This is a genomic window from Azospirillum largimobile (assembly GCF_977007025.2).
The window spans coordinates 66747-88763 of the sequence record NZ_CDRMUA020000007.1 but is presented as its reverse complement, the minus strand read 5'-3'; the positions used below and the strand labels follow the sequence as shown (position 1 = coordinate 88763).

The window sequence follows — 22017 nt, the reverse complement described above, 5'->3', positions numbered from 1 at the left end:
GGGCGTCAGATCACCCCGCGCGCCCGCAGCTCTCCGATCACCTGGGCGACCATCTCGTCGGCGCCATGTTCAGCGCCCTTTAAGGTGATCTCCGGGGCTTCCGGCGGCTCATAGGCACTGTCGATGCCGGTGAAATGGGGGAGCTGGCCGGCACGCGCCTTCCTGTACAGCCCCTTGGGGTCGCGGGCCTCGCAGACCTCCAGCGGCGTGTCCATGAAGATCTCCAGGAACTCGCCGTCCTCCACCAGGGACCGCGCCATGCGGCGCTCCTCGCGGAAGGGGGAGATGAAGCTGACCAGCACGATCAGCCCGGCCTCCACCATCAGCTTCGACACCTCCGCCACCCGGCGGATGTTCTCCACCCGGTCCTCGTCGGTGAAGCCCAGATCCTTGTTCAGGCCGTGGCGGACATTGTCGCCGTCCAGGATCATGGTGCGGCGGCCGAGCCGATGCAGCTCCTGCTCCAGCCGGTCGGCGACGCTGGACTTGCCGGAACCGGACAGGCCGGTGAACCACAGCACGCAGGGCTTCTGCAGGCCGCCAGCCCGCGCCGTCTTGTCCACCTTCGAGGCGTGGCGGTGGATGTTGGAGGCCCGGCGCAGGGGGAAGCGGATCATGCCGCAGCCGGCGGTGGCGTTGGTCAGCCGGTCGATCAGGATGAAGCTGCCGGTCTCGCGGCTGTCGGCATAGGCATCGAACGGGATCGGCCGGTCGAGCGCCAGGTTGCAGAAGCCGACGTCGTTCAGGTCCAGATGCTTGGCGGCGGCATGCTCCTGGGTGTTGACGTTGATGGTGTGCTTCAGCTCCGTCACCTGGGCGCCGACCGTCGCCGTGCCGGCCCGCAGCAGGTAGGAGCGGCCGGGCAGCAGCGGCTGTTCGTCCATCCACACCACGTGCGCGGCGAACTGGTCGGCCACCTCCGGCCGGCCGGCGGCGGCGACGATCATGTCGCCGCGGCTGGCATCCACCTCGTCGGCCAGCACCAGGGTGACGGCCTGTCCGGGCAGCGCCGTCTCAAGGTCGCCGTCCATGGTGACGAGGCGCGCCACCCGGCTGGTCCGTCCGCCGGGCAGGATGGCGACGTCGTCGCCGACGCGCAGCGCGCCGCCGGCCACCGTGCCACAGAAGCCGCGGAAATCCTGGTTCGGGCGGTTCACCCACTGCACCGCCATGCGGAAGGCGCCGAGCTTTTCTTCGGCAGCTGCGTCGACGCTCTCCAGATGGCCGAGCAGGGTGGGGCCGCCGTACCAGCCCATGCACTCCGACGGCCGGGTGACGTTGTCGCCGGTCAGGGCCGAGACCGGGATGCAGGTGACGTCGGTGATGCCGATGCGCTGGGCGAAGACGCGGTAGTCGGCGGCGATCCGCTCGAAGGTCTCGCGGTCCCAGCCAACGGCGTCCATCTTGTTGACCGCCAGCACGACATTGCGCACGCCCAGCAGCGAGACGATGGTGCTGTGGCGCCGGGTCTGGGTCAGGACGCCCTTGCGCGCGTCGACCAGCAGAACCGCGGCGTCGGCGGTGGAGGCGCCGGTGACCATGTTGCGGGTGTACTGCTCGTGGCCCGGCGTGTCGGCGACGATGAACTTGCGGCGGTCGGTGGTGAAGAAGCGGTAGGCGACGTCGATGGTGATGCCCTGCTCGCGCTCCGCCGCCAGCCCGTCGACCAGCAGGGCGAGGTCGAGCTGGCCGGCCCCGGTGGTGCCGAAGCGGCCGGAGTCCGCCTCCAGGCTGGCCAGTTGGTCCTCGAACAGGCATTTGCAGTCGTAGAGCAGCCGGCCGATCAGCGTCGACTTGCCGTCGTCCACCGAGCCGCAGGTGATGAAGCGCAGCAGGTCCTTGCCGTTCTGGCGGGCCAGATACTCCTGCACCTCGTTGACGGCATCCATGGGGGCGGCATCCACAGGAACGGTGGCGGGATCGAGGTCCTTCAGCATCAGAAGTAGCCTTCCTGCTTCTTCGCCTCCATGGAGGCGGCGGCGTCCTGGTCGATCACGCGGCCCTGCCGTTCCGAACTGGTGGACAGCAGCATCTCGCGGATGATCTCGGGCAGGGTGGCGGCGGTGCTGCGCACGGCCCCGGTCAGCGGATAGCAGCCGAGCGTGCGGAAACGCACCCAGGCCATCTCCGGCACCTCGCCGGGCCTCAGCGGCAGCCGGTCGTCGTCGACCATGATCAGGGTGCCGTCGCGCTCCACCACCGGGCGGGGCTTGGCGAAATAGAGCGGCACCACCGGGATGTTCTCCTGGTGGATGTATTGCCAGATGTCCAGCTCGGTCCAGTTCGACAGCGGGAAGACGCGGATGCTCTCGCCCTTGTGGATGCGCCCGTTGTAGAGGCTCCACAGCTCCGGCCGCTGGTTCTTCGGCTCCCAGCGGTGGGTGGCCGTGCGGAAGGAGAAGATGCGCTCCTTGGCGCGGCTCTTCTCCTCGTCGCGGCGCGCCCCGCCGAAGGCGGCGTCGAAGCCGTGGGCGTCGAGCGCCTGTTTCAGCCCTTGCGTCTTCATCACGTCGGTGTGGACGGCCGAGCCGTGGGTGACCGGGCCGATGCCCTGGCGCACGCCGTCCTGGTTGATGTGGACCATCAGGTCGATGCCCAACTCCTGCGCCATGCGGTCGCGGAATTCGATCATCTCCCGGAATTTCCAGGTCGTGTCGACATGGAGAAGCGGGAAGGGCGGCTTGGACGGATGGAAGGCCTTCATCGCCAGATGCAGCAGAACCGAGCTGTCCTTGCCCACCGAATAGAGCATGACCGGCTTGTGGAACTGGGCCGCCACCTCGCGCATGATGTGGATGCTCTCCGCCTCCAGCCTTTGCAGGTGGGTGAGGCGGGCGGGCGTGGTCAGGATCGCAGGCAAGCCGTCCTCTGGGCCGGTCGCGGGACCGGGCTGGGGAAGCTCCCTCGCCGCGGGGCGGATGTCGATCAGCGGATCAAGAAGCATAGCCAGCCTTCTTCTGCATGTCTCCGGCCACGGCATCGAATACCGTCCGACGCTTGCGCGACCACTCGATCGGGCGCTTCGACGGATCGAAGCCCTGGGGTTTCTCGACGGGCGTCCAGCTGACCTCGCCATTGCTGCGCGAGGCGCGGGACGATCCCAGGATGGGCAGGTCGCCGATCCGCTCGAACGGATAGCGCCCGTCATCCAGCTGCAGAAAGCGCATGAGGTCGCGGACCGTGCCGTCGGGGGCGGCCACCGCATCCTCGAAGCGCACCAGCCGGCAGGCGTCGGCGCTCATGCGGCTCTGCGCCTCCAGCGCCGCCTCGGTGCCGAAGCTCCATTCGCGGCAGACGTCGGCGAAGGTCCGGCCGAGGAAGCGCAGCGGCCAGGTGTCGATGGTGGACTGCACGGCGCGCTTGCCGTCGCGCAGCACGATCAGACAGCGCTCCGCCGGGAACAGGTAGGGGAAGTACCGCATCATCCTGGTGTGGGGCGACTTGATCACCACCGTCTTGTCGGCCGGAAACTCCGCCTCGATGCGGCGCAGGAAGCCGCTCACTATATAGCAGAAAGTCTCCAGGTCGCGGAACGATTCCCGGTTGCGCTGGTAGAGGCGCAGGAAGCGCCCCTCATAGGCGCGCGCATCCTCCACCGTGTTCAGGAAGGGCAGCTCCCGGATGCCGTAGGGGTTGACCACCACGTCGGGGTGCAACTCCAGCAGGCTCTGGAGATAGTTGGTGCCGCTGCGCGGCATCACCCCCTGCAGGAAGACGATCCGCGGCGCGCGCCGCGGGCTGGCGCTGCCGGTGGCGTCGCCGGCGGTGGCAGCGGCAGCGTCCTGCGGGAGCCCGCGGACCGACTGCGCCACCGCCCTCAGATGACGGGCGTTCTCTTCCCCGAACCAGGGATCGAAGAAACTCGACCGTTCCGTGCTGGGGAGCCGAAGAAGCCGTTTTCCGACAAAGCCGATCTCCTTTTGAAGTCGATGAACCGCTCCATCTCCGAAATGGTTTCGAAAAGATGCGGCATAATGATCGGCTGTCAGGGTCTTCGCATTCCGAAACACAACGGCCTCCTTTTGCGTCACCTCTGCGCTGGGCATCTCGGATTTTCCTGTTTTTTTGACGGTCGATGCGTCGCTTCTGCAAATTCGGCAATCGCCGTCTCCCACACCTTGTTATGGTCCTATCGGTTTGGCTTTTTTAGTTCTAATCCGGAGCTAACCCCATGGTCTTACAATCATGCGGGTGCGATCCCCAATGGTAGGAGGCGCATGACACAGACCCGTCATTGAATTCGATGTCCCTATCTTGCAAGTAGAGAAGACAATTTTGATCGTCACTTGGTCTTTATTGATACGCATGAAGGAAGCTTTTCCTGCTTATTCTGTGGAATTACCTATTGAGGTAAAAAAATCCAGCTTTTTTATTCAAATGTTTCCCCGCTGGATAACAGGCGTTCCTGAGTGGAATCGCCGGTACTTCGATCTTTCGGGTAAACGGGTGGGACCGAAGGTTTGTGCCCCCGCCCGTTCTTTTTTCCGGCAGGATGGCGGGACGACCACTCTCCCGCCTGGCCTCCCGCTTGGCCGGGATGCTTTCGCTTGAACGCTGCCGGAGCGGGGGTTATGGTCGGCCCGCCGCAGACGGGGAATACTCTAAATTGTTTAACTCTCAGTCGGGAAACCCCACGGTGGCGGGTTTCGGCGCCGGTCCCTTTGCCCTTTTCCAGACCGCCTGGCACCACAGGTCGCTGATCCTGCGGCTGGCCCGGCGCGAGATCGACGCCCGGTACCGCGGGTCGATGCTGGGCATCGTCTGGGCGATGCTGAACCCGATCCTGATGCTGGCGGTCTACACCTTCGTCTTCTCGGTGGTGTTCCAGGCGCGCTGGGGGACGACAGGCGAGAGCAACACGGAATTCGCCCTGCTGCTGTTCTCCGGCCTGATCCTGTTCAACGTGCTGGGCGAATGCCTGAACCGGGCGCCCGGCCTGCTGCTGGAGAATGTCAGCTACATCAAGAAGGTGGTCTTCCCGCTGGAGATCCTGCCGCTGGTGTCGCTGGCCGTGGCGCTGTTCAACGCCGGCATCGGCTTCGTCATCCTGGTCGTCTTCCACTTGGCAGTCGCCGGGCTACCGCCGCTGACCGCGCTGCTGCTGCCGCTGGTGCTGGTGCCCTTGTGCCTGACCACGCTGGGGCTCAGCTGGTTCTTCGCCGCGGCCGGCGTGTTCCTGCGCGACATCCGGCAGGTGGTCGGGGTCGGCGTCACCGTGCTGATGTTCCTCAGCCCGATCTTCTACCCGATGACCGCGATTCCCGAGCGCTTCCGCGCCATCCTGCACCTGAACCCGATGACCGCGATCCTGGAGCAGTCGAAGGACCTGCTGTTCTGGGGCCGCATCCCGTCGCCGGTGGACTGGGGGCTGGCGACGCTGGCCGCCTGGGTGGTGGCGTGGCTCGGCTATCTCTGGTTCATGAAGACCCGCCGGGGGTTCGCCGATGTCGTCTGAGACCGATACCCCCACGAAGGCTCCCGCCGCCGACACCCCTGTCGTCATCCGCGCCGAAGGGCTGGGCAAGGCCTACGCCATCTTCAAGCGCCCGCAGGACCGGCTGAAGCAGATGCTGGTGCGCGGCCGGCGCAAATATTACGACGAGTACTGGGCTCTGCGCGGCGTCGACCTGGAGGTCCGCCGCGGCGAGACGGTCGGGCTGATCGGCCGCAACGGCTCGGGCAAGTCGACCTTCCTGCAGCTTCTCTGCGGCACGCTGACGCCGACCTCCGGCCGCATTGCGGTGGATGGCCGCATCGCGGCCCTGCTGGAGTTGGGCGCCGGCTTCAACCCGGAATTCACCGGCCGCGAGAACGTCTATCTCGCCGCCTCGGTCCTTGGCCTGTCGAACGCACAGATCGCCGAGCGCTACCAGTCCATCGCCGAGTTCGCGGGCATCGGCGACTTCATCGAACAGCCGGTGAAGCTCTATTCCAGCGGCATGTACGCCCGCCTGGCCTTCGCGGTGGCGGCGCATGTCGATGCCGACATCATGATCGTCGACGAGATCCTGGCGGTCGGCGACGCGTCCTTCACCCAGAAATGCATGCGCTTCATCCACCGCTTCAAGGAGCGCGGCACCCTGTTCTTCGTGTCGCACGACACCGGACAGGTGGTGAACCTCTGCGACCGGGTGGTGTGGCTGGACAACGGGTCGGTGCGGGCGATCGGCCCGGCACGGGAAGTCTGCCACGACTATCTGGCGGCGCTCTACAGCGACCAGGACACCTCGCGCGGCTTCCGCATCGGCGGCGCCCGCCAGGCGCTGCCCCAGGCCAAGCGCGAGGAGCCGGTGGAGGACGCCCGCGCCGAGCTGCTGAAGGCATCCCAGCACCGAAACGCCATCGAGCTGTTCGACTTCAACGACAGCGGCCCCTGGTTCGGCAACCGCGGCGCCACCATCACCAACGTCTCGATCCTGGATGCCGAGGAACAGCCGCTCAGCGTGCTGGAGGGCGGCGAGGTGATCGTCCTGAAGGTGGATTGCCGGGCCGACCAGCAGGTCCATCGCCCGATCATCGGCTTCTACGTGAAGGACAAGCTGGGCCAGAACCTGTTCGGCGACAACACCTTCCTGACCTATCAGCTGGATCCCGTCACCATCCCGGCCGGGCAGGACTTCGCCGCCCGTTTCCGCTTCCAGATGCCCTATCTGCCCAGCGGCGACTTCTCCATCACCGTGGCGCTCGCCGAGGGCACGCAGGAGGACCACGTCCAGCACCATTGGGTCGAGGACGCGCTGTTCTTCAAGGTCCATGCCAGCCATGTCGTGCGCGGGCTGGTCGGCATGCCGATGCTGGCGATCACGCTGGAGGCGGAGGGGGCCTCGGCGCCCCGGGCGGCACCCCGGGCGGCGCCCGCGACAAAATAAGGACAGGCTGCCAATACCCCCGGAGTGAGGCAGGAAAACCGCAGTTCCGGGCATTGTTGGGCACCGCAAAGCGGGTTCCGGACAGCGGCTTGCATTCCGGCGGGGTGTCAGCGTATGTGTGTCGGCGGCTGTGACGGGGCCGTCCGACGGGCCTGGAAAATGGTGCCCGATGGGCCGCACCCCGCCGCGGAGCCAGGCAGAAGAAGAGGCGCAGGTGGATTCGTTTTTGAAGGACCAGGGATCGGACACTCTCCGTCGTATCTGCCGGCCGATCACGCTCCTGACCCCGGATCTCGTCACGGCGCCGGCCTCCTGGCTCGGCCATGTGCCCTTCGCCTTCTGGATCGTCGAGGCGCTGCGCCCGGACAGCCTTGTCGAGCTGGGAACGCACACCGGCAACTCCTATGCCGCCTTCTGCCAGGCGGTCCGCCATGTCGGGCTGCCGACCTCCTGCTATGCCGTCGACACCTGGGCCGGCGACCCGCAGGCCGGATTCTACGGCGACGACATCTACAACACGCTCGCCGCCTACCATGACCCGCGCTATGCCGGCTTCTCGCGCCTGCTGCGCATGACCTTCGACGACGCGCTGGTCCATTTCGCCGACGGCAGCGTCGACCTGCTGCACATCGACGGGCTGCACACCTACGAGGCGGTGCGCCACGATTTCGAGACCTGGCTGCCGAAGATGAGCCGGCGCGGCGTGGTGCTGTTCCACGACATCAACGTGCGCAAGGGCGATTTCGGCGTCTGGCGCCTGTGGGACGAGATCACCCGCGACCGCCCGTCCTTCAGCTTCCTGCATTCCAACGGGCTGGGCGTGCTGGGCGTCGGCGAGGATCTGCCGGACGCGGTGCGCGAGCTGTTCGCGGTGCAAGCCACCGGCGGCGAAGGGCTGCGGGCTGTCCGCAGCTGGTTCGACCGGCTGGGCGACGCCGCCATCGAGGCCGAGACCATCCAGCGCCTGGAGGAGCAGGAAAAGCACCTGCGCACCGAGGTGGCGATGGTCCGCAAGGTGCTGGACGACCAGATCGCCCACAGCGAAGATCTCAAGGGGATGATCGCGACGCGCGACCGCGACATCGCCCTGATCCAGGGCTGGCTCACCGACCATCAGGCCGAAATCCGCCGCCAGGGCGATGCGCTCGCCGAGATGGCGGAGGATCTGGCCGACCGCGAGCGCAACCTCGCCGCCCATGCCCGCGAGCTGACGGCGCGCGAGCAGGCGATCGCCCACCTGCACGGCGTGGTGGCCAGCCGCGACCAGCACATCCACAGCCTGGTCAACTCCACCTCCTGGAAGCTGTCGGCGCCGGTGCGCAAGCTTGGCCGCCTGACCCAGAAGGCCGGCCGTTTCTACCGCCGCCGCCTGCACAGCATCACGCTGGAGCCGCTGCACGACGTGGTGCCGAGCCCGCAGGGCGGCTACGAGGCGACCGGCAGCGACCCCGCCTTCCTGCTGCGCTCCGACCGCGGCCGGCTGCCCGGCCACTGGTGCGTGATCTCCTACCGGGTGGTCCGCGCGTCGGCCCCACTGGTGCCGGTGATCTATGTCGATGCCGGCAACGGCTTCGACGAGCGGACGATGATCCGCCTGCCGGTCGACACGGTGGGCGAGTTCCGCCAGCTGGCCCTGCTGCCGCAGACGGTCAAGGCGCTGCGCTTCGACCCGGCCACCCGGCCGGTGTCCTTCGAGATCGCCGACTTCACCATCCGCGAGATCGGCAAGACCAACATCCTGCTCGACTATGTCCGGCAGAACCAGCCGGCGCGCGTGCTGGACTATCTGCGCCGCCACGGCTGGCAGGCGACCAAGCAGCGCGTCCTGCAGGAACTGCAGCCGAACCGCTGGTCGGCCGACTACAAGTCCTGGGTGCGGATGTACGACACCCTGACGCCGGAGGACGGGGCGGCGATCAAGGCCGACATCGCCCGGCTGCCGGCGCGCCCGCGCTTCTCCGTCGTCATGCCGGTCTACAACACGCCGGAGCCCTACCTGCGCGAGGCGCTGGACTCCGTGCTGGCCCAGTTCTACCCGGACTGGGAACTGTGCATCGCCGACGACGCCAGCACCGCTGCGCATGTGCAGACGGTGCTGGCCGAGTACAAGGCGCGCGACAACCGCATCAAGGTGGTCCGGCGCGAGGCCAACGGCCACATCTCCGCCGCCAGCAACAGCGCGCTGGATCTGGCGACCGGCGATTTCGTCGCGCTGATGGACCATGACGACCGGCTGCCGCCGCACGCCCTCTACATGGTCGCGGCCGAGCTGGCGCTGCATCCCGACACCGACATCCTCTATTCCGACGAGGACAAGATCGATGCCGACGGCGAGCGCTACGACCCGCATTTCAAGTCGGACTTCAATCTGGACCTGCTGCACGGCCAGAACATGGTCAACCACCTGGGCGTCTTCCGCCGCTCGCTGATCGAGCGGGCCGGGCGCTTCCGCCTGGGCTTCGAGGGCAGCCAGGATTACGACCTGACCCTCCGCGCGGTCGAGCAGACGGAAGCGGCGCGCATCCGCCACATCCCGGCGATCCTCTACCACTGGCGCGTCTTCCCGGAATCCGCGGCCTTCTCCACGGTCGAGCTGCCGCGCGCCACCGCCGCCGCCCACAAGGCGCTGACCGAGCATTTCCAGCGCCGCGGCGTCGCCGCCACGGTGGAGACCTCGCCGTCGACCGCCCGCTTCACCCGCATCCGCTACGCCCTGCCGGCCAGGCTGCCGCGGGTGTCGCTGATCGTGCCGACGCGCGACAAGGTCGATCTGCTGAAGGGCTGCGTCGACGGGCTTCTGCACCGCACCGACTATCCGGACCTCGAAATCCTGATCGTCGACAACAACAGCGAGGAAGCGGCGACCTTCGCCTATTTCGACACGCTGAAGGACGAGCCGCGGGTGCGGGTGCTGACCTACAAGGCACCCTTCAACTACTCCTCGATCAACAACTTCGCCGCCGCCGAGGCGACCGGCGAGGTGCTGGGCCTGATCAACAACGACATCGAGGTGATGGAGCCGGGCTGGCTGGCCGAGATGGTCTCCCACGCCCTGCGGCCGGAGGTGGGGGCGGTCGGCGCCAAGCTCTATTACGCCGACGGCACCATCCAGCATGCCGGCGTCGTCACCGGCATCTGCGGCGTGGCCGGCCATGTCCACAAGGGTCTGACCCGCGACGCCTACGGCTATTTCAGCCGGGCCCAGCTGACCCAGGATCTGTCCTGCGTCACCGCCGCCTGCCTGATCCTGCGCAAGGAGATCTTCGACGAGGTCGGCGGGCTGAACTCCGAGAAGCTGGCCGTCGCCTTCAACGACGTCGATTTCTGCCTGCGCATCCGCGAGAAGGGCCATCTGGTCGTCTGGACGCCCTTCGCCGAGCTGTACCACCTGGAATCGGCCTCGCGCGGGCCGGACACCGCTCCCGACAAGGTCAAGCGCTTCATGGGCGAGGTGGCCTACATGCAGGAGCGCTGGGGCGACAGCCTGCTGGCGGACCCGTACTACAACCCGAACCTGACGCTGGACGCCGAGAATTTCGGGCTGGCCTTCCCGCCGCGCACGGTCAAGCCCTGGCTGCGCAAGACCTGCCCCGAACTGCGCAAAGAGCGCCTGAAGGAAAGCATCTGAGCCATGGACGTCGTCTCCCTCGACATTCCCGACGTTAAGATCATCCGCCCGAAGAAGTTCGGCGACCATCGCGGCTTCTTCTCGGAGACCTACACCAAGAAGACGTTCGAGGCGGCCGGGCTGCATTACGACTTCGTGCAGGACAACCAGTCGCTGTCGGCCGAGGTCGGCACCGTGCGCGGCCTGCATTTCCAGCTGCCGCCCTTCGCCCAGGACAAGCTGGTGCGGGTGGTGCGCGGCGCCATCCTGGATGTGGCGGTCGACATCCGCAAAGGCTCCCCCACCTTCGGCCGGCATGTCAGCGCGGTGATCAGCGCGGCGGAGTGGAACCAAATCCTGGTGCCGATCGGCTTCGCCCATGGTTTCTGCACGCTGGAGCCGGACACCGAGGTCATCTACAAGGTGACCAACTATTATTCGCCCGAGCATGACCGCGGCCTGCTGTGGAACGATCCGGAACTGGGCATCGACTGGCCGGTGTCGGCCGACAAGGCGCAGCTGTCGGACAAGGACCACAAGCATCCGACCTTCGCCCAGCTTGGCGACTGGTTCTGACGGCGCTATTGGATTTCGGCTCTTTTTTGCCCGGTGGGGCTTTGGGCCCCGTTTTTGGCGGTAAGGTGGTTTGATGACGCGCATTCTCGTCACCGGCGGCGCCGGTTTCATCGGCTCGGCGGTGGTCCGCCAGCTTCTTGCCGAAACCGACGCCTTCGTCGTCAATGTCGACAAGCTGACCTACGCGGCCAACCTGTCCTCCCTGCCGGGCGCCGAGGGCAACCCCCGCTACGCCTTCGAGAAGGTCGACATCTGCGACGCCGCCGAGCTGCGCCGGGTGTTCGACACCCACCAGCCCGACGCGGTGATGCATCTGGCCGCCGAATCCCATGTCGACCGCTCCATCGACGGGCCGGGCGAGTTCATCCAGACCAACGTGGTCGGCACCTTCCGCCTGCTGGAGGCGGCGCGCGGCTACTGGTCGGCCCTGCCGGCGGACCGCAAGGAGCGCTTCCGCTTCCACCACATCTCCACCGACGAGGTATTCGGCACGCTGGGCGACGACGGTTTCTTCACCGAGACCACCGCCTACAGCCCCAACTCGCCCTATTCGGCCAGCAAGGCGTCGAGCGACCATCTGGTCCGCGCCTGGCACGAGACCTACGGGCTGCCGGTGGTGCTGACCAACTGCTCCAACAATTACGGCCCCTACCATTTCCCGGAGAAGCTGATCCCGCTGATGATCCTGAAGGGTCTGGCGGGCGAGAAGCTGCCGGTCTACGGCAAGGGCGACAACATCCGCGACTGGCTCTATGTCGAGGACCATGCCCGCGCGCTGCGGCTGGTTCTGGAGAAGGGCCGGATCGGCGAGAGCTACAACATCGGCGGCCACAACGAGCGCACCAACCTGGAGGTCGTCCGCGCCATCTGCGCGCATCTGGACGAGATGAACCCGGCCGGCGCTCCGCACGACCGCCTGATCAGCTTCGTCACCGACCGCCCCGGCCATGACAAGCGCTATGCCATCGACGCCGGCAAGATCGAGCGCGAACTGGGCTGGACCCCGCAGGAGACCTTCGAGAGCGGCCTGCGCAAGACGGTCGCCTGGTATCTGGAGAACCGCGACTGGTGGCAGGCCATCCTGAACGGCTCCTACCAGGGCGAGCGGCTCGGCCTGAAGGAAGAAGGGGCTGCCCAATGAAGGGCCCCATGAAGGTCCTCGTCCTCGGCAGCAACGGCCAGCTCGGCTTCGAGCTGATGCGGGCCAACTGGGCGCCCGGCACCGATGTGGTGGGGCTGCCCTATCCCGAGTTCGACGTGACCCGGCCGGGCGACGTGGAAAAGGCGGTCGCCGCCCACGCGCCCGACCTGCTGGTCAACGCCACCGCCCACACCGCCGTCGACAAGGCCGAGAGCGAGGTGGACCTGTCCTTCGCCGTCAACCGCGACGGGCCGGGCGCCATGGCCGCCGCCTGCGCTGCGCGCGGCATCCCCTTCATCCATGTGTCGACCGACTATGTGTTCGACGGGACGAAGGACGGCATCTACACCGAGGACGACCCCATCAACCCGCTGGGCGTCTATGGCGCCAGCAAGGCGGCGGGCGAGGAGGCGGTGCGCGCGGCGACCCCGAGCCACGTCATCCTGCGCACCTCTTGGGTCTACAGCGCCTACGGCAACAACTTCGTCAAGACGATGCTGCGCTTCGGCAAGGAGCGCGAGGAGATGCGGGTGGTCGCCGACCAGCACGGCTCCCCCACCGCCGCCGCCGACCTCGCCGCCGCCATCGTCCAGATCGCCGGCACCATCGAGAGGACCGGCAGCGCCGCCTGGGGCACCTACCACCTGACCGGCAGCGGCTACACCACCTGGCACGACTTCGCCGAGCACATCTTCCAACGGCTGAATGACGCCACCGGCAAGCGGCCGCGCCTGACCGCCATCGGCACGGCCGACTATCCGACCCCGGCGCGCCGCCCGGCCAACTCGCGGCTGGACTGCTCCCGCGCCAGGGAGATGCTCGGCGTCGCCTGCCCGCCGTGGCAGGACAGCCTGGACCGCGTGATCGACGAGCTGTTCACCAACCCGCCGCAGGCGTGAGGACGAAGACCATGAAGGGTATCATCCTGGCCGGCGGGTCCGGCACCCGGCTCTACCCGGTGACCCGGGCGATCAGCAAGCAGCTGCTGCCGATCTACGACAAGCCGATGATCTATTTCCCGCTCAGCACCCTGATGCTGGCGGGCATCCGCGACATCCTGGTCATCACCACGCCGCACGACCAGCCGCTGTTCCAGACGGTGCTGGGCGACGGGTCGCAGTGGGGCCTGAACCTGACCTACGCCATCCAGCCCTCGCCCGACGGGCTGGCCCAGGCCTTCATCATCGGCCGCGAGTTCGTCGGCAACGACCCTTGCGCGCTGGTTCTCGGCGACAACATCTTCTACGGCCACGGCCTGACCAACATCCTGCGCGCCGCCGGCGAGAAGGCCGAGGGCGCCAGCGTCTTCGCCTACGCCGTGCGCGACCCCGAACGCTACGGCGTGGTGGAGTTCGACGGCCAGGGCCGGGCGCTGAGCATCGAGGAGAAGCCGGTCAAGCCGCGCTCCAAATGGGCGGTGACGGGCCTCTACTTCTACGACAACGACGTGCTGGACATCGCCGCCGCGGTGAAGCCGTCGGCCAGGGGCGAACTGGAGATCACGTCCGTCAACGCCGCCTATCTCGACATGGGCAAGCTGACGGTCGAGCAGATGGGCCGCGGCTATGGCTGGTTCGACACCGGCACCCACGACAGCCTGCTGGAGGCGGCGGAGTTCGTGCGCACCATCCAGCACCGCCAGGGCCTGCAGATCGCCTGCCCGGAGGAGATCGCCTACACCTCCGGCTGGATCGACGCCGAACAGGTACGCCGCTTGGCCGAGCCGCTGAAAAAGAACGACTACGGACGCTATCTGCTCGGGCTGCTAAGCTGAAGGATCAAGCGGCCCTCCTGCCGCGTTGTTCCTTCGTGGTTGGCCGGCGGTCCGTTCTTTGACGGCCGCCGGAGCGCCACCAACGCCAACCAGCAAAGACAGGAAGGCAGCCTTGCCGGCCCTCACCAACCGAAAGCGTGTCCTCGTCACCGGCGGCGCCGGCTTCCTGGGATCCCATCTGTGCGACCGGCTGCTGGCGGCCGGGAACGACGTGCTGTGCGTCGACAACTTCTTCACCGGCAGCCGCGACAACGTCCTGCACCTGCTGGACAACCCGCATTTCGAGCTGATGCGCCACGACGTGACGTTTCCGCTCTATGTCGAGGTGGACGAGGTCTACAACCTGGCCTGTCCGGCCTCGCCGATCCATTACCAGCACGATCCGGTGCAGACGACCAAGACCAGCGTGCATGGCGCCATCAACATGCTGGGGCTGGCCAAGCGGGTCGGCGCGCGGATCATGCAGGCCTCGACCTCGGAGGTCTACGGCGACCCGGCGGTGCATCCGCAGCCCGAGGAATATTGGGGCAACGTGAACACCATCGGCCCGCGCGCCTGCTATGACGAGGGCAAGCGCTGCGCCGAGACGCTGTTCTTCGACTATCACCGCCAGCACAAGCTGGACATCAAGGTCATCCGCATCTTCAACACCTACGGCCCGCGCATGCACCCCAACGACGGGCGCGTGGTGTCGAACTTCATCATCCAGGCGCTGAAGGGCGAGCCGATCACCATCTACGGCGACGGCCAGCAGACACGGTCCTTCTGCTATGTCGACGACCTGATCGAAGGCTTCCTGCGCTTCATGGACACGCCGGCCGGCGTCACCGGGCCGATCAACCTGGGCAACCCCGGCGAATTCACCATGCTGGAACTGGCCGAGAAGGTCGTCCGCCTGACCCGCTCGGCCTCCAAGATCGAACACAAGCCGCTGCCGCAGGACGACCCCAAGCAGCGCCAGCCCGACATCGCCAAGGCCAGGGCCCTGATGGACTGGGAACCGGTCGTGCCCCTGGAAGAGGGGCTGGACCGTACCATCGCCTATTTCCGCGGGCGCTTCTTCGGGTGAGGGTATCTATTCCCCCCTCTCCCCCTGGGGAGAGGGGACCATAAGCCGTTCCTCCCAGGAAAGCGCCGAGGCGACGATGGTCTCCAGGTCGGCGTGGCGCGGGGTCCACTCCAGGGTGCGGCCGATCCGCTCCACCCCCGCCACCAGGGCCGGGGGGTCGCCGGCGCGGCGCGGGCCGATGCGCATCGGCAGCGGTTTGCCGGTCACCCGCTCCACCATCGCCAGGACCTCGCGCACCGAATAGCCGCGGCCATAGCCGCAGTTCAGCACCTCGGACGCGCCGCCCGCCTCCAGATGGCGCAATGCCGCGACATGGGCGTCGGCGAGGTCGCTGACATGGATGTAGTCGCGCACGCAGGTGCCGTCCGCCGTGTCGTAGTCGTCGCCGAAGATCTGCAGCTCCGCCCGCTGGCCGGTGACGGTCTGGGCGGCGATCTTGATCAGGTGGGTGGCGACCTTCGACACCTGCCCCGAACGGCCCTGCGGGTCGGCCCCGGCGACGTTGAAATAGCGCAACGCGACGTAACGCAGGTCATGCGCCGCCGCGGTGTCCCGCAGCATCCACTCCGTCATCAGCTTGGAGGAGCCGTAGGGGTTGATCGGCTTGGTCGGCGTCTGCTCGTCGATCGGCAGCCGCTCCGGCATGCCGTAGACCGCGGCGGTGGAGGAGAAGATGAAGCGGCCGATCCCGGCCTCGACGCAGGCCTCGATCAGGGCGTGGCTCTTCACCGTGTTGTTGCGGTAGTAGGCGAGCGGCCGCTCCACCGATTCCGGCACCACGATGCTGCCGGCGAAATGCAGGACGGTGCCGATTTCGTGGCGGGCGAAGGTCTCGGCCAGCAGGACCTTGTCGCCGACGTCGCCCTCGACCAGCGGCACCCCGTCGGGCAGGGCGGAGCGCCGGCCGGTCGACAGATCGTCCAGCACCACGACGGCGCGCCCCTGGTCGCGCAGGGCCAGCACCACATGGGAGCCGATATAGCCGGCGCCGCCGGTCACCAGCACGGTCGCGTTGTCGCTCGTGGTCATGTCCGCTCTTCGTCTTTGCCTTGGGGGCGATTGGGGGGTCGGTCGGGTCAGAGTCGGAAGATAGTCGTCCGCCCATGCTGCACTGCGGGCTTTTCCGCCGAACGGACGACATCATTCGAACGACCTCCAACGCCCCGGCCCGATCCCGATCTCCGACCAGATGGGGAGGGAGCCGGGAAGAGCGGCCTAGTCGAGGTAGTAGCGCAGGATGACCGTCCGCTGGAGCACCAGGATGCTGACGATCGGGAAGAGCCACACCATCCAGGTCAGGCCGCGCTCCAGCACGCCCGTCACGCCAGAAGACCAGCCGAATCCCGGCTCCTGCCGGCCGCTCGCGAAGGCCAGCGGCAGCAGCGCCGCCAGCGGCAGGAAATAGCGCCCCTGCACGCCGTCGACCCACAGCTGGCCGACCGGCGTCCACACCATGTAGAGCGCCCCGAACAGCAGCGCCCCGGTCGCCAGCACGACGGCAACGGTCACCGCCGAGGCCCGCGCGGGCGCCCCGGAATACCAGTCCGCCGCGCGGCGGCCGAGCAGCATCGGCAGGAAGGACAGCAGCAGCAACAGGTAGGCGGCGGCGTAATACGGCCTGGGCAGCCGGGTATCGACCCAGCCGAGGATGCCGACGAACTGCTGGTAATACTCGTGGCCCCAGACCTGGAAGGTCTTCACGGCGATGGTGAGGACGGCCAGCGGATTGTCCAGCAGGAAGCGGAGCTGGCCCATGGCGTCGGTGGGAGCGTCCTGGCGGATCAGCGGCGTCTGCACGGCGAGCGCCATCCACACCGCCCAGCCGATCGCGGCGGCCAGCGAGGCGGCGACGGCGAGACGCTTCACCGCCGCCCGCTCGGCCGGCACCGCCAGCGGCATCAGGCAGAGCAGGGCGTAGGGCTGCTTGGTCATCCCCACCAGGGCGAAGCAGGCGGCACTGGCCCAGACCTCCGCGTTGCGCAGCGGCCGGCCCTCGGACAGCGCCCGCGCCAGGAAGGCGATGCCGAGTGCCGTGACGGTGATGACCAGCCCGTCCTGGCTCATCGAGGCGTAGAGGGAGACCGACATCGGCAGCAGCAGCACCGCGAACAGCGGCAGATGCGCCCGCCCGGCCAGCAGCAGGGCGAAGAAGCCGACGAGGATGCAGGTCAGCGCGTTGGCCGCCCGCGCCAGATACAGCGTCTGCACCACCGGCATGTCGAGCGCCTTGCCGATCGCGATGGCGGCGGCCTGCGGCAGGTAGAAGAAGGGCGGGTAGGGGGCGGTGTTCTCCGCCGCGACGTTGAAGACCCGGCCGTCCCAGCGGGCGGTGAAGGCCTTGGCGTAATCCTCCAGGTTCGCCCTCTCGTCCGGCTTGAAGGGAACATGGTGGAAGGGGAAATAGGCCTCGATGATCGCGACATCGGACGGACCGCCCGCCGCGATCCGCCCGTCGGTCGGAACCCTGGCGGCCACCCAGTAGCCGTGGGTGATCATGTTGGCCCGGTAGATGTGGGCGGGCTCGTCGGCGGTCTGGAAGGGCGGAAGGCTCCAGACCAGAAAGAATGCCGAGATGGTGGCCAGAACGGCGAAGAGAAAAGGACCTATCCGCTGCATCACCAGACCTGTCGCTGAATGGGCTGGTGGTGGGTACTCCATCCGCCGGACAGGCGTCACCTGGAAACTGTGACGCGGCAGGAAGGGGTGTGGTCGGAGCCAGTCCCTTACGGTTCGCGGATGCTTTCGTCGAGCACGCGGATGACGGGGTAGAGGAAGTAGGACAGCACCGAGCGGGTGCCGACCCGGATCTCGGCCGAGGCGACCATGCCGGGGCTGAGGTTGGTGCCGGCGGGCACCGCCTCCAGCCGGGTGTCGGTCAGGCGGATGCGGGTGCGGAAGACGGCGCCGGCGGTTGGCCGGGGGCCGTCGGGGTTGGCGGCGGCCTGGGTGCCCTGGGGATCGTGGGTGAAGGCGTCGGCGCTGATGGTGCGGATTTCACCGGGCAGGGTGCCGTGGCGCTGGAAGGGGAAGGCGTCCAGCTTCACCCGCACGAAGTCGCCGACCCGGACCAGACCGATGTCGCGGGACGGGATTTCCGCCTCCACCTCCAGCGGCACGTCGGCGGGAACCAGGGTGACCAGCGGCTCGGCCTCGCGGATGACGGAACCGACGGAGCGCTTGGCCACCTCAAGGACCACCGCGTCGACCGGAGCGGTCAGGGTGACCAGCGAGCGGCGGCGCTCGGCCTTGGCGATCTGTTCCACCAAGGTGGCCCGCTGGCGGGTCTGCTCCACCAGCTCCTCCGCCGTCTTGCGCCGCCATTCGTCGATGAAGGCGGCACGGTCGGCCTGGATGCCGCGCAGCTCGTGCGCGCTCGCCTGCTCGCGGTCCTGCAGGGCGGTCAGGTCGTCGCGCATGCGCAGCCGCTCGACCCGCGCCTCCAGCCAGGTCAGGCGGGATCCGGTCTGGCGTTCCTGAAGCTGGCGGCGGATGTCCTCCACCTCGCCCACCACGGCGAGCCGCTCGGCAAGGCCGGCCTGGGCGCGTCGGCTGGCGGCGATGGCGCTGTCCAGCTGGCCTGCCTTCTCGTCCAGCGAGGCGAGGCGGGAGCGGTATTCGGCGCGGCGGCGCTCCAGGATGGCGGCCTGGACCGCTGCATCGGGGTTGTTGGCGGCGGGGGTGAAGTCGCTGCCGTCCAGCTCGGCGCGCAGCCGGCCGAGCTGCGCCTCGACGCTGGCGAGCTTGGCGGTCAGGTCGGCCAGATCCGCCGCGGCGAAGGTGGGGTCGAGCGTCGCCAGCCGGTCGCCGGCGCGGACACGGTCGCCGACCTGGACGTCGACGCCGCGCACCACCGCGGTCTCCAGCGGCTGGGCCACCACCAGCGGCGCCGTGGTCACCAGCCGGCCGCCGGCGGTGACGATGCGGTCGACCTGGGCGAAGCCGGCCCACAGCACCAGCGCCACCAGAAGCCCGGCCAGCACATAGAGGGTGGAACGCGCCAACCAGGGCAGCGGCGCATGTTCGATGGCCGCGCCGTCCGGCAGGTACTCCAGCGCGAAGCCCGGCGGCGGGGCCGACGGCGCGGGCAGGGCGGCGCGGCGCCGGGCAGGAGGAGAAGCAGGAACCGGCTCGGCCTTGGCCGGGACGACCTCGCGGCCGGTCTCGGTCTGCACGGCGTCCTGATCCGCTTCGGGTATGCGTGCGTCGGGCATGGCTCAGCGCCCCCGGTTCTGCTGCTGCCACAAATGCCGGTATTCGGCGCAGCGGTCGAGCAGGATTGGGTGGGGGGCGAGGTCGAGCAGGCGGCCCTGCTCCAGCACGGCGATGGTGTCGCAGCCGGTCAGGGTGGACAGGCGGTGGGTGACGATCAGCACGGTGCGGCCATGGGCGATGCGCCGCAGGTTGGCCATGACGATGGCTTCGCTGTCGGGGTCGAGCGCGCTGGTCGCCTCGTCCAGGATCAGCAGGCGCGGCTGGGGCAGCAGGGCGCGGGCGATGGCGATGCGCTGCTTCTGGCCGCCGGACAGGTTGCTCGCCCCCTCCTCCACCAGCGTGTCGTAGCCGTCGGGCAGGCGGTGGATGAACTCGTCGGCGCCGGCCAGCCGGGCGGCCTCGACGATCTCCTCGCGGCTGGCTTCGGGCATGGTCATGGCGATGTTGTCGCGAATGGTGCCGCGGAACAGGAAATTCTCCTGCAGCACCACGCCGATGGAACGCCGCAGATGACCCAGATCCAACTCGCGGATGTCCAGCCCGTCATAGCGGATGGTGCCGTCCTGCACCGGATAGAAGCCCTGGAGCAGCCGCATCAGCGTGCTCTTGCCCGAGCCGCTGCGCCCGACCAGCCCGACGACGGAGCCGGCCGGCACGGTCAGCGTGACGCCGTCGAGTGCCGGCGGCCGGTTGCGGTCGTAGCGGAAGCCGAGGCCCTCGATCTCGATCCGCCCGATCAGGGCGGGGCAGGCGCCGCTGCCCTCGCGCCTGGGTTCGGCCGGGTGGTTCATCACCTCGCCCAGCATGCGCACCGACAGGGCGGTCTCCTGGTACTGGTGGATCAGCGAGACGATCTGGACCAGCGGCGTCACCACCCGGCCCGACAGCATCTGGAAGGCGATCAGGGCGCCGACCGACAGCTGGCGGTCGAAGACGTCGAAGGCGCCGACGGAGACCACCGCCACCATCATCGCCTTCTCCAGGAACTCCGTCACCGTGCGGGCGGCGATGGAGATGCGGCCGACCCGGTAATGGCTGGTCACCGCGCGCGCCGCCTTGCGGTCCCAGCTGCGGCGCTGCTGCGGCTCCAGGGCCGAGGACTTGACGGTGCGCATGCCGTGGATGGTCTCCACCAGCATGGCCTGCCGCTCGGCGTCGGCATTGTAGAGGTCGCCGAGCCGGCTGCGGTAGATCGGCACCAGGGCGACCATCACGCCGGCGATCAATCCGGCGAACAGCAGCGCCACCAGCGTCAGCTTGACCGAATAGAAGAACAGCACCGGCAGGAAGACCAGCAGCACCAGGCTGTCGAGCACGGTGGACAGGAGGTTGCCGGTCAGGAACTCGCGGATGCGCTCCACCTGCTGCATGTGGCGCACGGTGACGCCGGCCGAATGCCCGTCGAAGAAGGTGATGGGCAGGTCGAGCAGATGGCCGAAGGTGCGGTTCAGCAGGCGGATGTCGATGCGGTTGGCCGCCGCCAGCAGGATGAACTGGCGCAGGAAACGGAAGGCCGCCTCGAACAGCAGGGCGCCCAGCACGCCGATGGTCAGCACCTGCAGCGTGGCGATGGTCTCGTTCACCAGCACCTTGTCGATCACGATCTGGAAATAGACCGGGACGGCAAGGGCGAGCGCGTGCAGGACCAGCGCCGCCGCCACCACGTCGCGGAAGGCGGATTTCTGGCGCAGGATCTCCGGCACGAACCAGCGCAGGCCGAAGGGCTGGTGCGGGTCGGCGAGGCCGTGGCGCGGCTTGAGGAAGACCAGTTCGCCGTCCCAGCGCTCCAGGAAGCGGTCGCGCGGCACGTCGATCGGCTCCAGCCGGTCGGCCAGCGGATCGACGACGCCGACCATGGGTTCCCCGTCAGGATCCCCGGCGGATTTGGCCGGGCGCGACAGCCCGACCAGGATGACGGTGTTGCCGTTGGTCAGCCGCGCCAGCAGCGGAAAGACCGGGGGCAGAGCCTTCAGAGCCTTCCAATCCAGCCGGCGGGCGGTTGCCTTGAAGCCGGTGGCGGCGGCGATGCGCAGCAGGTCGGCGGTCGACGGCTCGCCGCGGCCGGGAGCGACGCGGGGGCGCAAGGCAGCCGGCGAGGCCGACAGGCCATGGTGGCGCGCCACCAGCGTCAGACAGCGCAGCGCGGTGTCCGGATCGTGTCCGGGACCATGCGCGGGTTCGTGATCCGACCCACGACCGGCACCGGAGGCCGCGGCGGGCGGCGTCGAACCTGCGTCCGGCATGGCGATCAGCCGAAGTTCGGCGAGCGCGGCGGACCGGGCCGGAGGGGTGGGGAGGCCGGTGCCTGGGCCGGTGCATGAGCCGCCGACTGGGCCGCCGGATGGCCGGCGGCGGAGGCGCCGTGGGGAAGCGGGGGGACGGGACCGGACGCTGCCGCACCGGCGGCGCCAGGCGCCAGCACGCCCGCGGCTTCGAGCCGCTGGCGCATGCCCTCGAGCGCGGAAAGGCTGGCGATGAAGCCCGGCAGGCTCATCACCAACCGCTGGCGGATGGCGGGCAGCGGCTGGCCGTTGTCGTCCTTGCGCAGGGCCGACAGGCTGAACAGGTCGATGCGGACCATGCCGTTGCCGAAGCCGATGTCGAAGACCCCGTCGGCATAGAGTTCGGGGATGCGGTCGTCCGGCGGCGGCTCGATGGTCATGATGGTCCCGGCAGCAGAAGGCGGGGCGCCGCTGCGGCACCCTCGCACCTCTTTCTACCGGAAGGCGGCGATCCGGACCAAGCCGCCAATGCCCGCATCCGCAAAGA

The 22017-nt window shown here is 68.2% G+C and carries 16 protein-coding genes; 8 read left to right on the top strand and 8 right to left on the bottom strand.

Annotated elements, in window-relative coordinates:
- Nucleotides 1-5: 5 nt before the first annotated feature.
- The 3 genes from cysN to ACWPKK_RS29610 are packed head-to-tail and all read right to left on the bottom strand — an operon-like array spanning nucleotide 6 to nucleotide 3812.
- Nucleotides 6-1889 (bottom strand): sulfate adenylyltransferase subunit CysN, encoded by a 1884-nt coding sequence (gene cysN / locus ACWPKK_RS29620; RefSeq protein ID WP_452012128.1) that lies wholly within the window; start codon nucleotides 1887-1889, stop codon nucleotides 6-8.
- 47 nt (nucleotides 1890-1936) lie between these two features.
- Nucleotides 1937-2944 carry a sulfate adenylyltransferase subunit CysD gene (gene cysD, locus ACWPKK_RS29615; RefSeq protein ID WP_452011735.1) on the bottom strand — a complete coding sequence of 336 codons (1008 nt, stop codon included), beginning with the start codon at nucleotides 2942-2944 and terminating at the stop codon, nucleotides 1937-1939.
- Complete coding sequence (locus ACWPKK_RS29610) at nucleotides 2934-3812, bottom strand: sulfotransferase family protein (RefSeq protein WP_452011732.1); 879 nt, start codon at nucleotides 3810-3812, stop codon at nucleotides 2934-2936. Before ACWPKK_RS29610 ends, cysD begins: the two co-directional genes overlap by 11 nt.
- Before the next feature lie 824 nt (nucleotides 3813-4636).
- Here ACWPKK_RS29610 and ACWPKK_RS29605 point away from each other — a divergent pair.
- From ACWPKK_RS29605 to ACWPKK_RS29570, 8 genes are all read left to right on the top strand, one after another.
- The gene (locus ACWPKK_RS29605) at nucleotides 4637-5455 is read left to right on the top strand and encodes an ABC transporter permease (protein WP_452011729.1); all 819 of its coding nucleotides are present in this window, start codon (nucleotides 4637-4639) and stop codon (nucleotides 5453-5455) included.
- On the top strand, nucleotides 5445-6869 hold the full coding sequence (locus tag ACWPKK_RS29600; protein WP_452011727.1) for an ABC transporter ATP-binding protein: 1425 nt from the start codon (nucleotides 5445-5447) through the stop codon (nucleotides 6867-6869). Before ACWPKK_RS29605 ends, ACWPKK_RS29600 begins: the two co-directional genes overlap by 11 nt.
- A gap of 214 nt (nucleotides 6870-7083) precedes the next feature.
- A complete protein-coding gene (locus tag ACWPKK_RS29595; protein WP_452011724.1) occupies nucleotides 7084-10497 on the top strand; it encodes a glycosyltransferase in 3414 nt (1137 codons plus the stop codon).
- 3 nt (nucleotides 10498-10500) lie between these two features.
- Complete coding sequence (gene rfbC, locus ACWPKK_RS29590) at nucleotides 10501-11052, top strand: dTDP-4-dehydrorhamnose 3,5-epimerase (protein ID WP_149268788.1); 552 nt, start codon at nucleotides 10501-10503, stop codon at nucleotides 11050-11052.
- Nucleotides 11053-11125: 73 nt separating this feature from the next.
- Entirely contained in the window at nucleotides 11126-12193 is a 1068-nt protein-coding gene (gene rfbB, locus ACWPKK_RS29585) for a dTDP-glucose 4,6-dehydratase (RefSeq protein ID WP_452011722.1), read from the top strand.
- A gap of 8 nt (nucleotides 12194-12201) precedes the next feature.
- Nucleotides 12202-13092 (top strand): dTDP-4-dehydrorhamnose reductase, encoded by an 891-nt coding sequence (rfbD, locus tag ACWPKK_RS29580; RefSeq protein ID WP_452011720.1) that lies wholly within the window; start codon nucleotides 12202-12204, stop codon nucleotides 13090-13092.
- Between the two features lie 11 nt (nucleotides 13093-13103).
- Nucleotides 13104-13967 (top strand): glucose-1-phosphate thymidylyltransferase RfbA, encoded by an 864-nt coding sequence (gene rfbA, locus ACWPKK_RS29575; RefSeq protein ID WP_452011717.1) that lies wholly within the window; start codon nucleotides 13104-13106, stop codon nucleotides 13965-13967.
- A gap of 112 nt (nucleotides 13968-14079) precedes the next feature.
- Nucleotides 14080-15036, top strand: coding sequence for a UDP-glucuronic acid decarboxylase family protein (locus ACWPKK_RS29570; protein ID WP_452011715.1), 957 nt, complete (start codon nucleotides 14080-14082; stop codon nucleotides 15034-15036).
- A gap of 6 nt (nucleotides 15037-15042) precedes the next feature.
- On the opposite strand, the gene galE is transcribed toward ACWPKK_RS29570, so the two are convergent.
- The 5 genes from galE to ACWPKK_RS29545 form a co-directional block, all read right to left on the bottom strand.
- Nucleotides 15043-16065, bottom strand: a complete 1023-nt coding sequence (gene galE / locus ACWPKK_RS29565; RefSeq protein WP_452011712.1) for a UDP-glucose 4-epimerase GalE — start codon at nucleotides 16063-16065, stop codon at nucleotides 15043-15045.
- Between the two features lie 186 nt (nucleotides 16066-16251).
- Nucleotides 16252-17652: a DUF2142 domain-containing protein gene (locus ACWPKK_RS29560; protein ID WP_452011709.1), complete on the bottom strand. Its 1401-nt coding sequence runs from the start codon at nucleotides 17650-17652 to the stop codon at nucleotides 16252-16254.
- Nucleotides 17653-17759: 107 nt separating this feature from the next.
- Nucleotides 17760-19247: an HlyD family type I secretion periplasmic adaptor subunit gene (locus ACWPKK_RS29555; protein ID WP_452011706.1), complete on the bottom strand. Its 1488-nt coding sequence runs from the start codon at nucleotides 19245-19247 to the stop codon at nucleotides 17760-17762.
- 3 nt (nucleotides 19248-19250) lie between these two features.
- Nucleotides 19251-21491, bottom strand: coding sequence for a peptidase domain-containing ABC transporter (locus tag ACWPKK_RS29550; RefSeq protein ID WP_452011704.1), 2241 nt, complete (start codon nucleotides 21489-21491; stop codon nucleotides 19251-19253).
- Between the two features lie 5 nt (nucleotides 21492-21496).
- Entirely contained in the window at nucleotides 21497-21910 is a 414-nt protein-coding gene (locus tag ACWPKK_RS29545) for a hypothetical protein (protein WP_452011702.1), read from the bottom strand.
- Nucleotides 21911-22017 lie beyond the last annotated feature (107 nt).

What these genes read in the sequence shown, in the direction of transcription:
- cysN (WP_452012128.1), bottom strand. Translation starts at nt 1,889, where the DNA reads ATGGATGCCGTCAACGAGGTGCAGGAGTATCTGGCCCGCCAGAACGGC.
- cysD (WP_452011735.1), bottom strand. Translation starts at nt 2,944, where the DNA reads ATGCTTCTTGATCCGCTGATCGACATCCGCCCCGCGGCGAGGGAGCTT.
- ACWPKK_RS29600 (WP_452011727.1), top strand. Translation starts at nt 5,445, where the DNA reads ATGTCGTCTGAGACCGATACCCCCACGAAGGCTCCCGCCGCCGACACC.
- rfbC (WP_149268788.1), top strand. Translation starts at nt 10,501, where the DNA reads ATGGACGTCGTCTCCCTCGACATTCCCGACGTTAAGATCATCCGCCCG.
- rfbB (WP_452011722.1), top strand. Translation starts at nt 11,126, where the DNA reads ATGACGCGCATTCTCGTCACCGGCGGCGCCGGTTTCATCGGCTCGGCG.
- rfbD (WP_452011720.1), top strand. Translation starts at nt 12,202, where the DNA reads ATGAAGGTCCTCGTCCTCGGCAGCAACGGCCAGCTCGGCTTCGAGCTG.
- rfbA (WP_452011717.1), top strand. Translation starts at nt 13,104, where the DNA reads ATGAAGGGTATCATCCTGGCCGGCGGGTCCGGCACCCGGCTCTACCCG.
- galE (WP_452011712.1), bottom strand. Translation starts at nt 16,065, where the DNA reads ATGACCACGAGCGACAACGCGACCGTGCTGGTGACCGGCGGCGCCGGC.
- ACWPKK_RS29560 (WP_452011709.1), bottom strand. Translation starts at nt 17,652, where the DNA reads ATGCAGCGGATAGGTCCTTTTCTCTTCGCCGTTCTGGCCACCATCTCG.
- ACWPKK_RS29555 (WP_452011706.1), bottom strand. Translation starts at nt 19,247, where the DNA reads ATGCCCGACGCACGCATACCCGAAGCGGATCAGGACGCCGTGCAGACC.
- ACWPKK_RS29550 (WP_452011704.1), bottom strand. Translation starts at nt 21,491, where the DNA reads ATGCCGGACGCAGGTTCGACGCCGCCCGCCGCGGCCTCCGGTGCCGGT.
- ACWPKK_RS29545 (WP_452011702.1), bottom strand. Translation starts at nt 21,910, where the DNA reads ATGACCATCGAGCCGCCGCCGGACGACCGCATCCCCGAACTCTATGCC.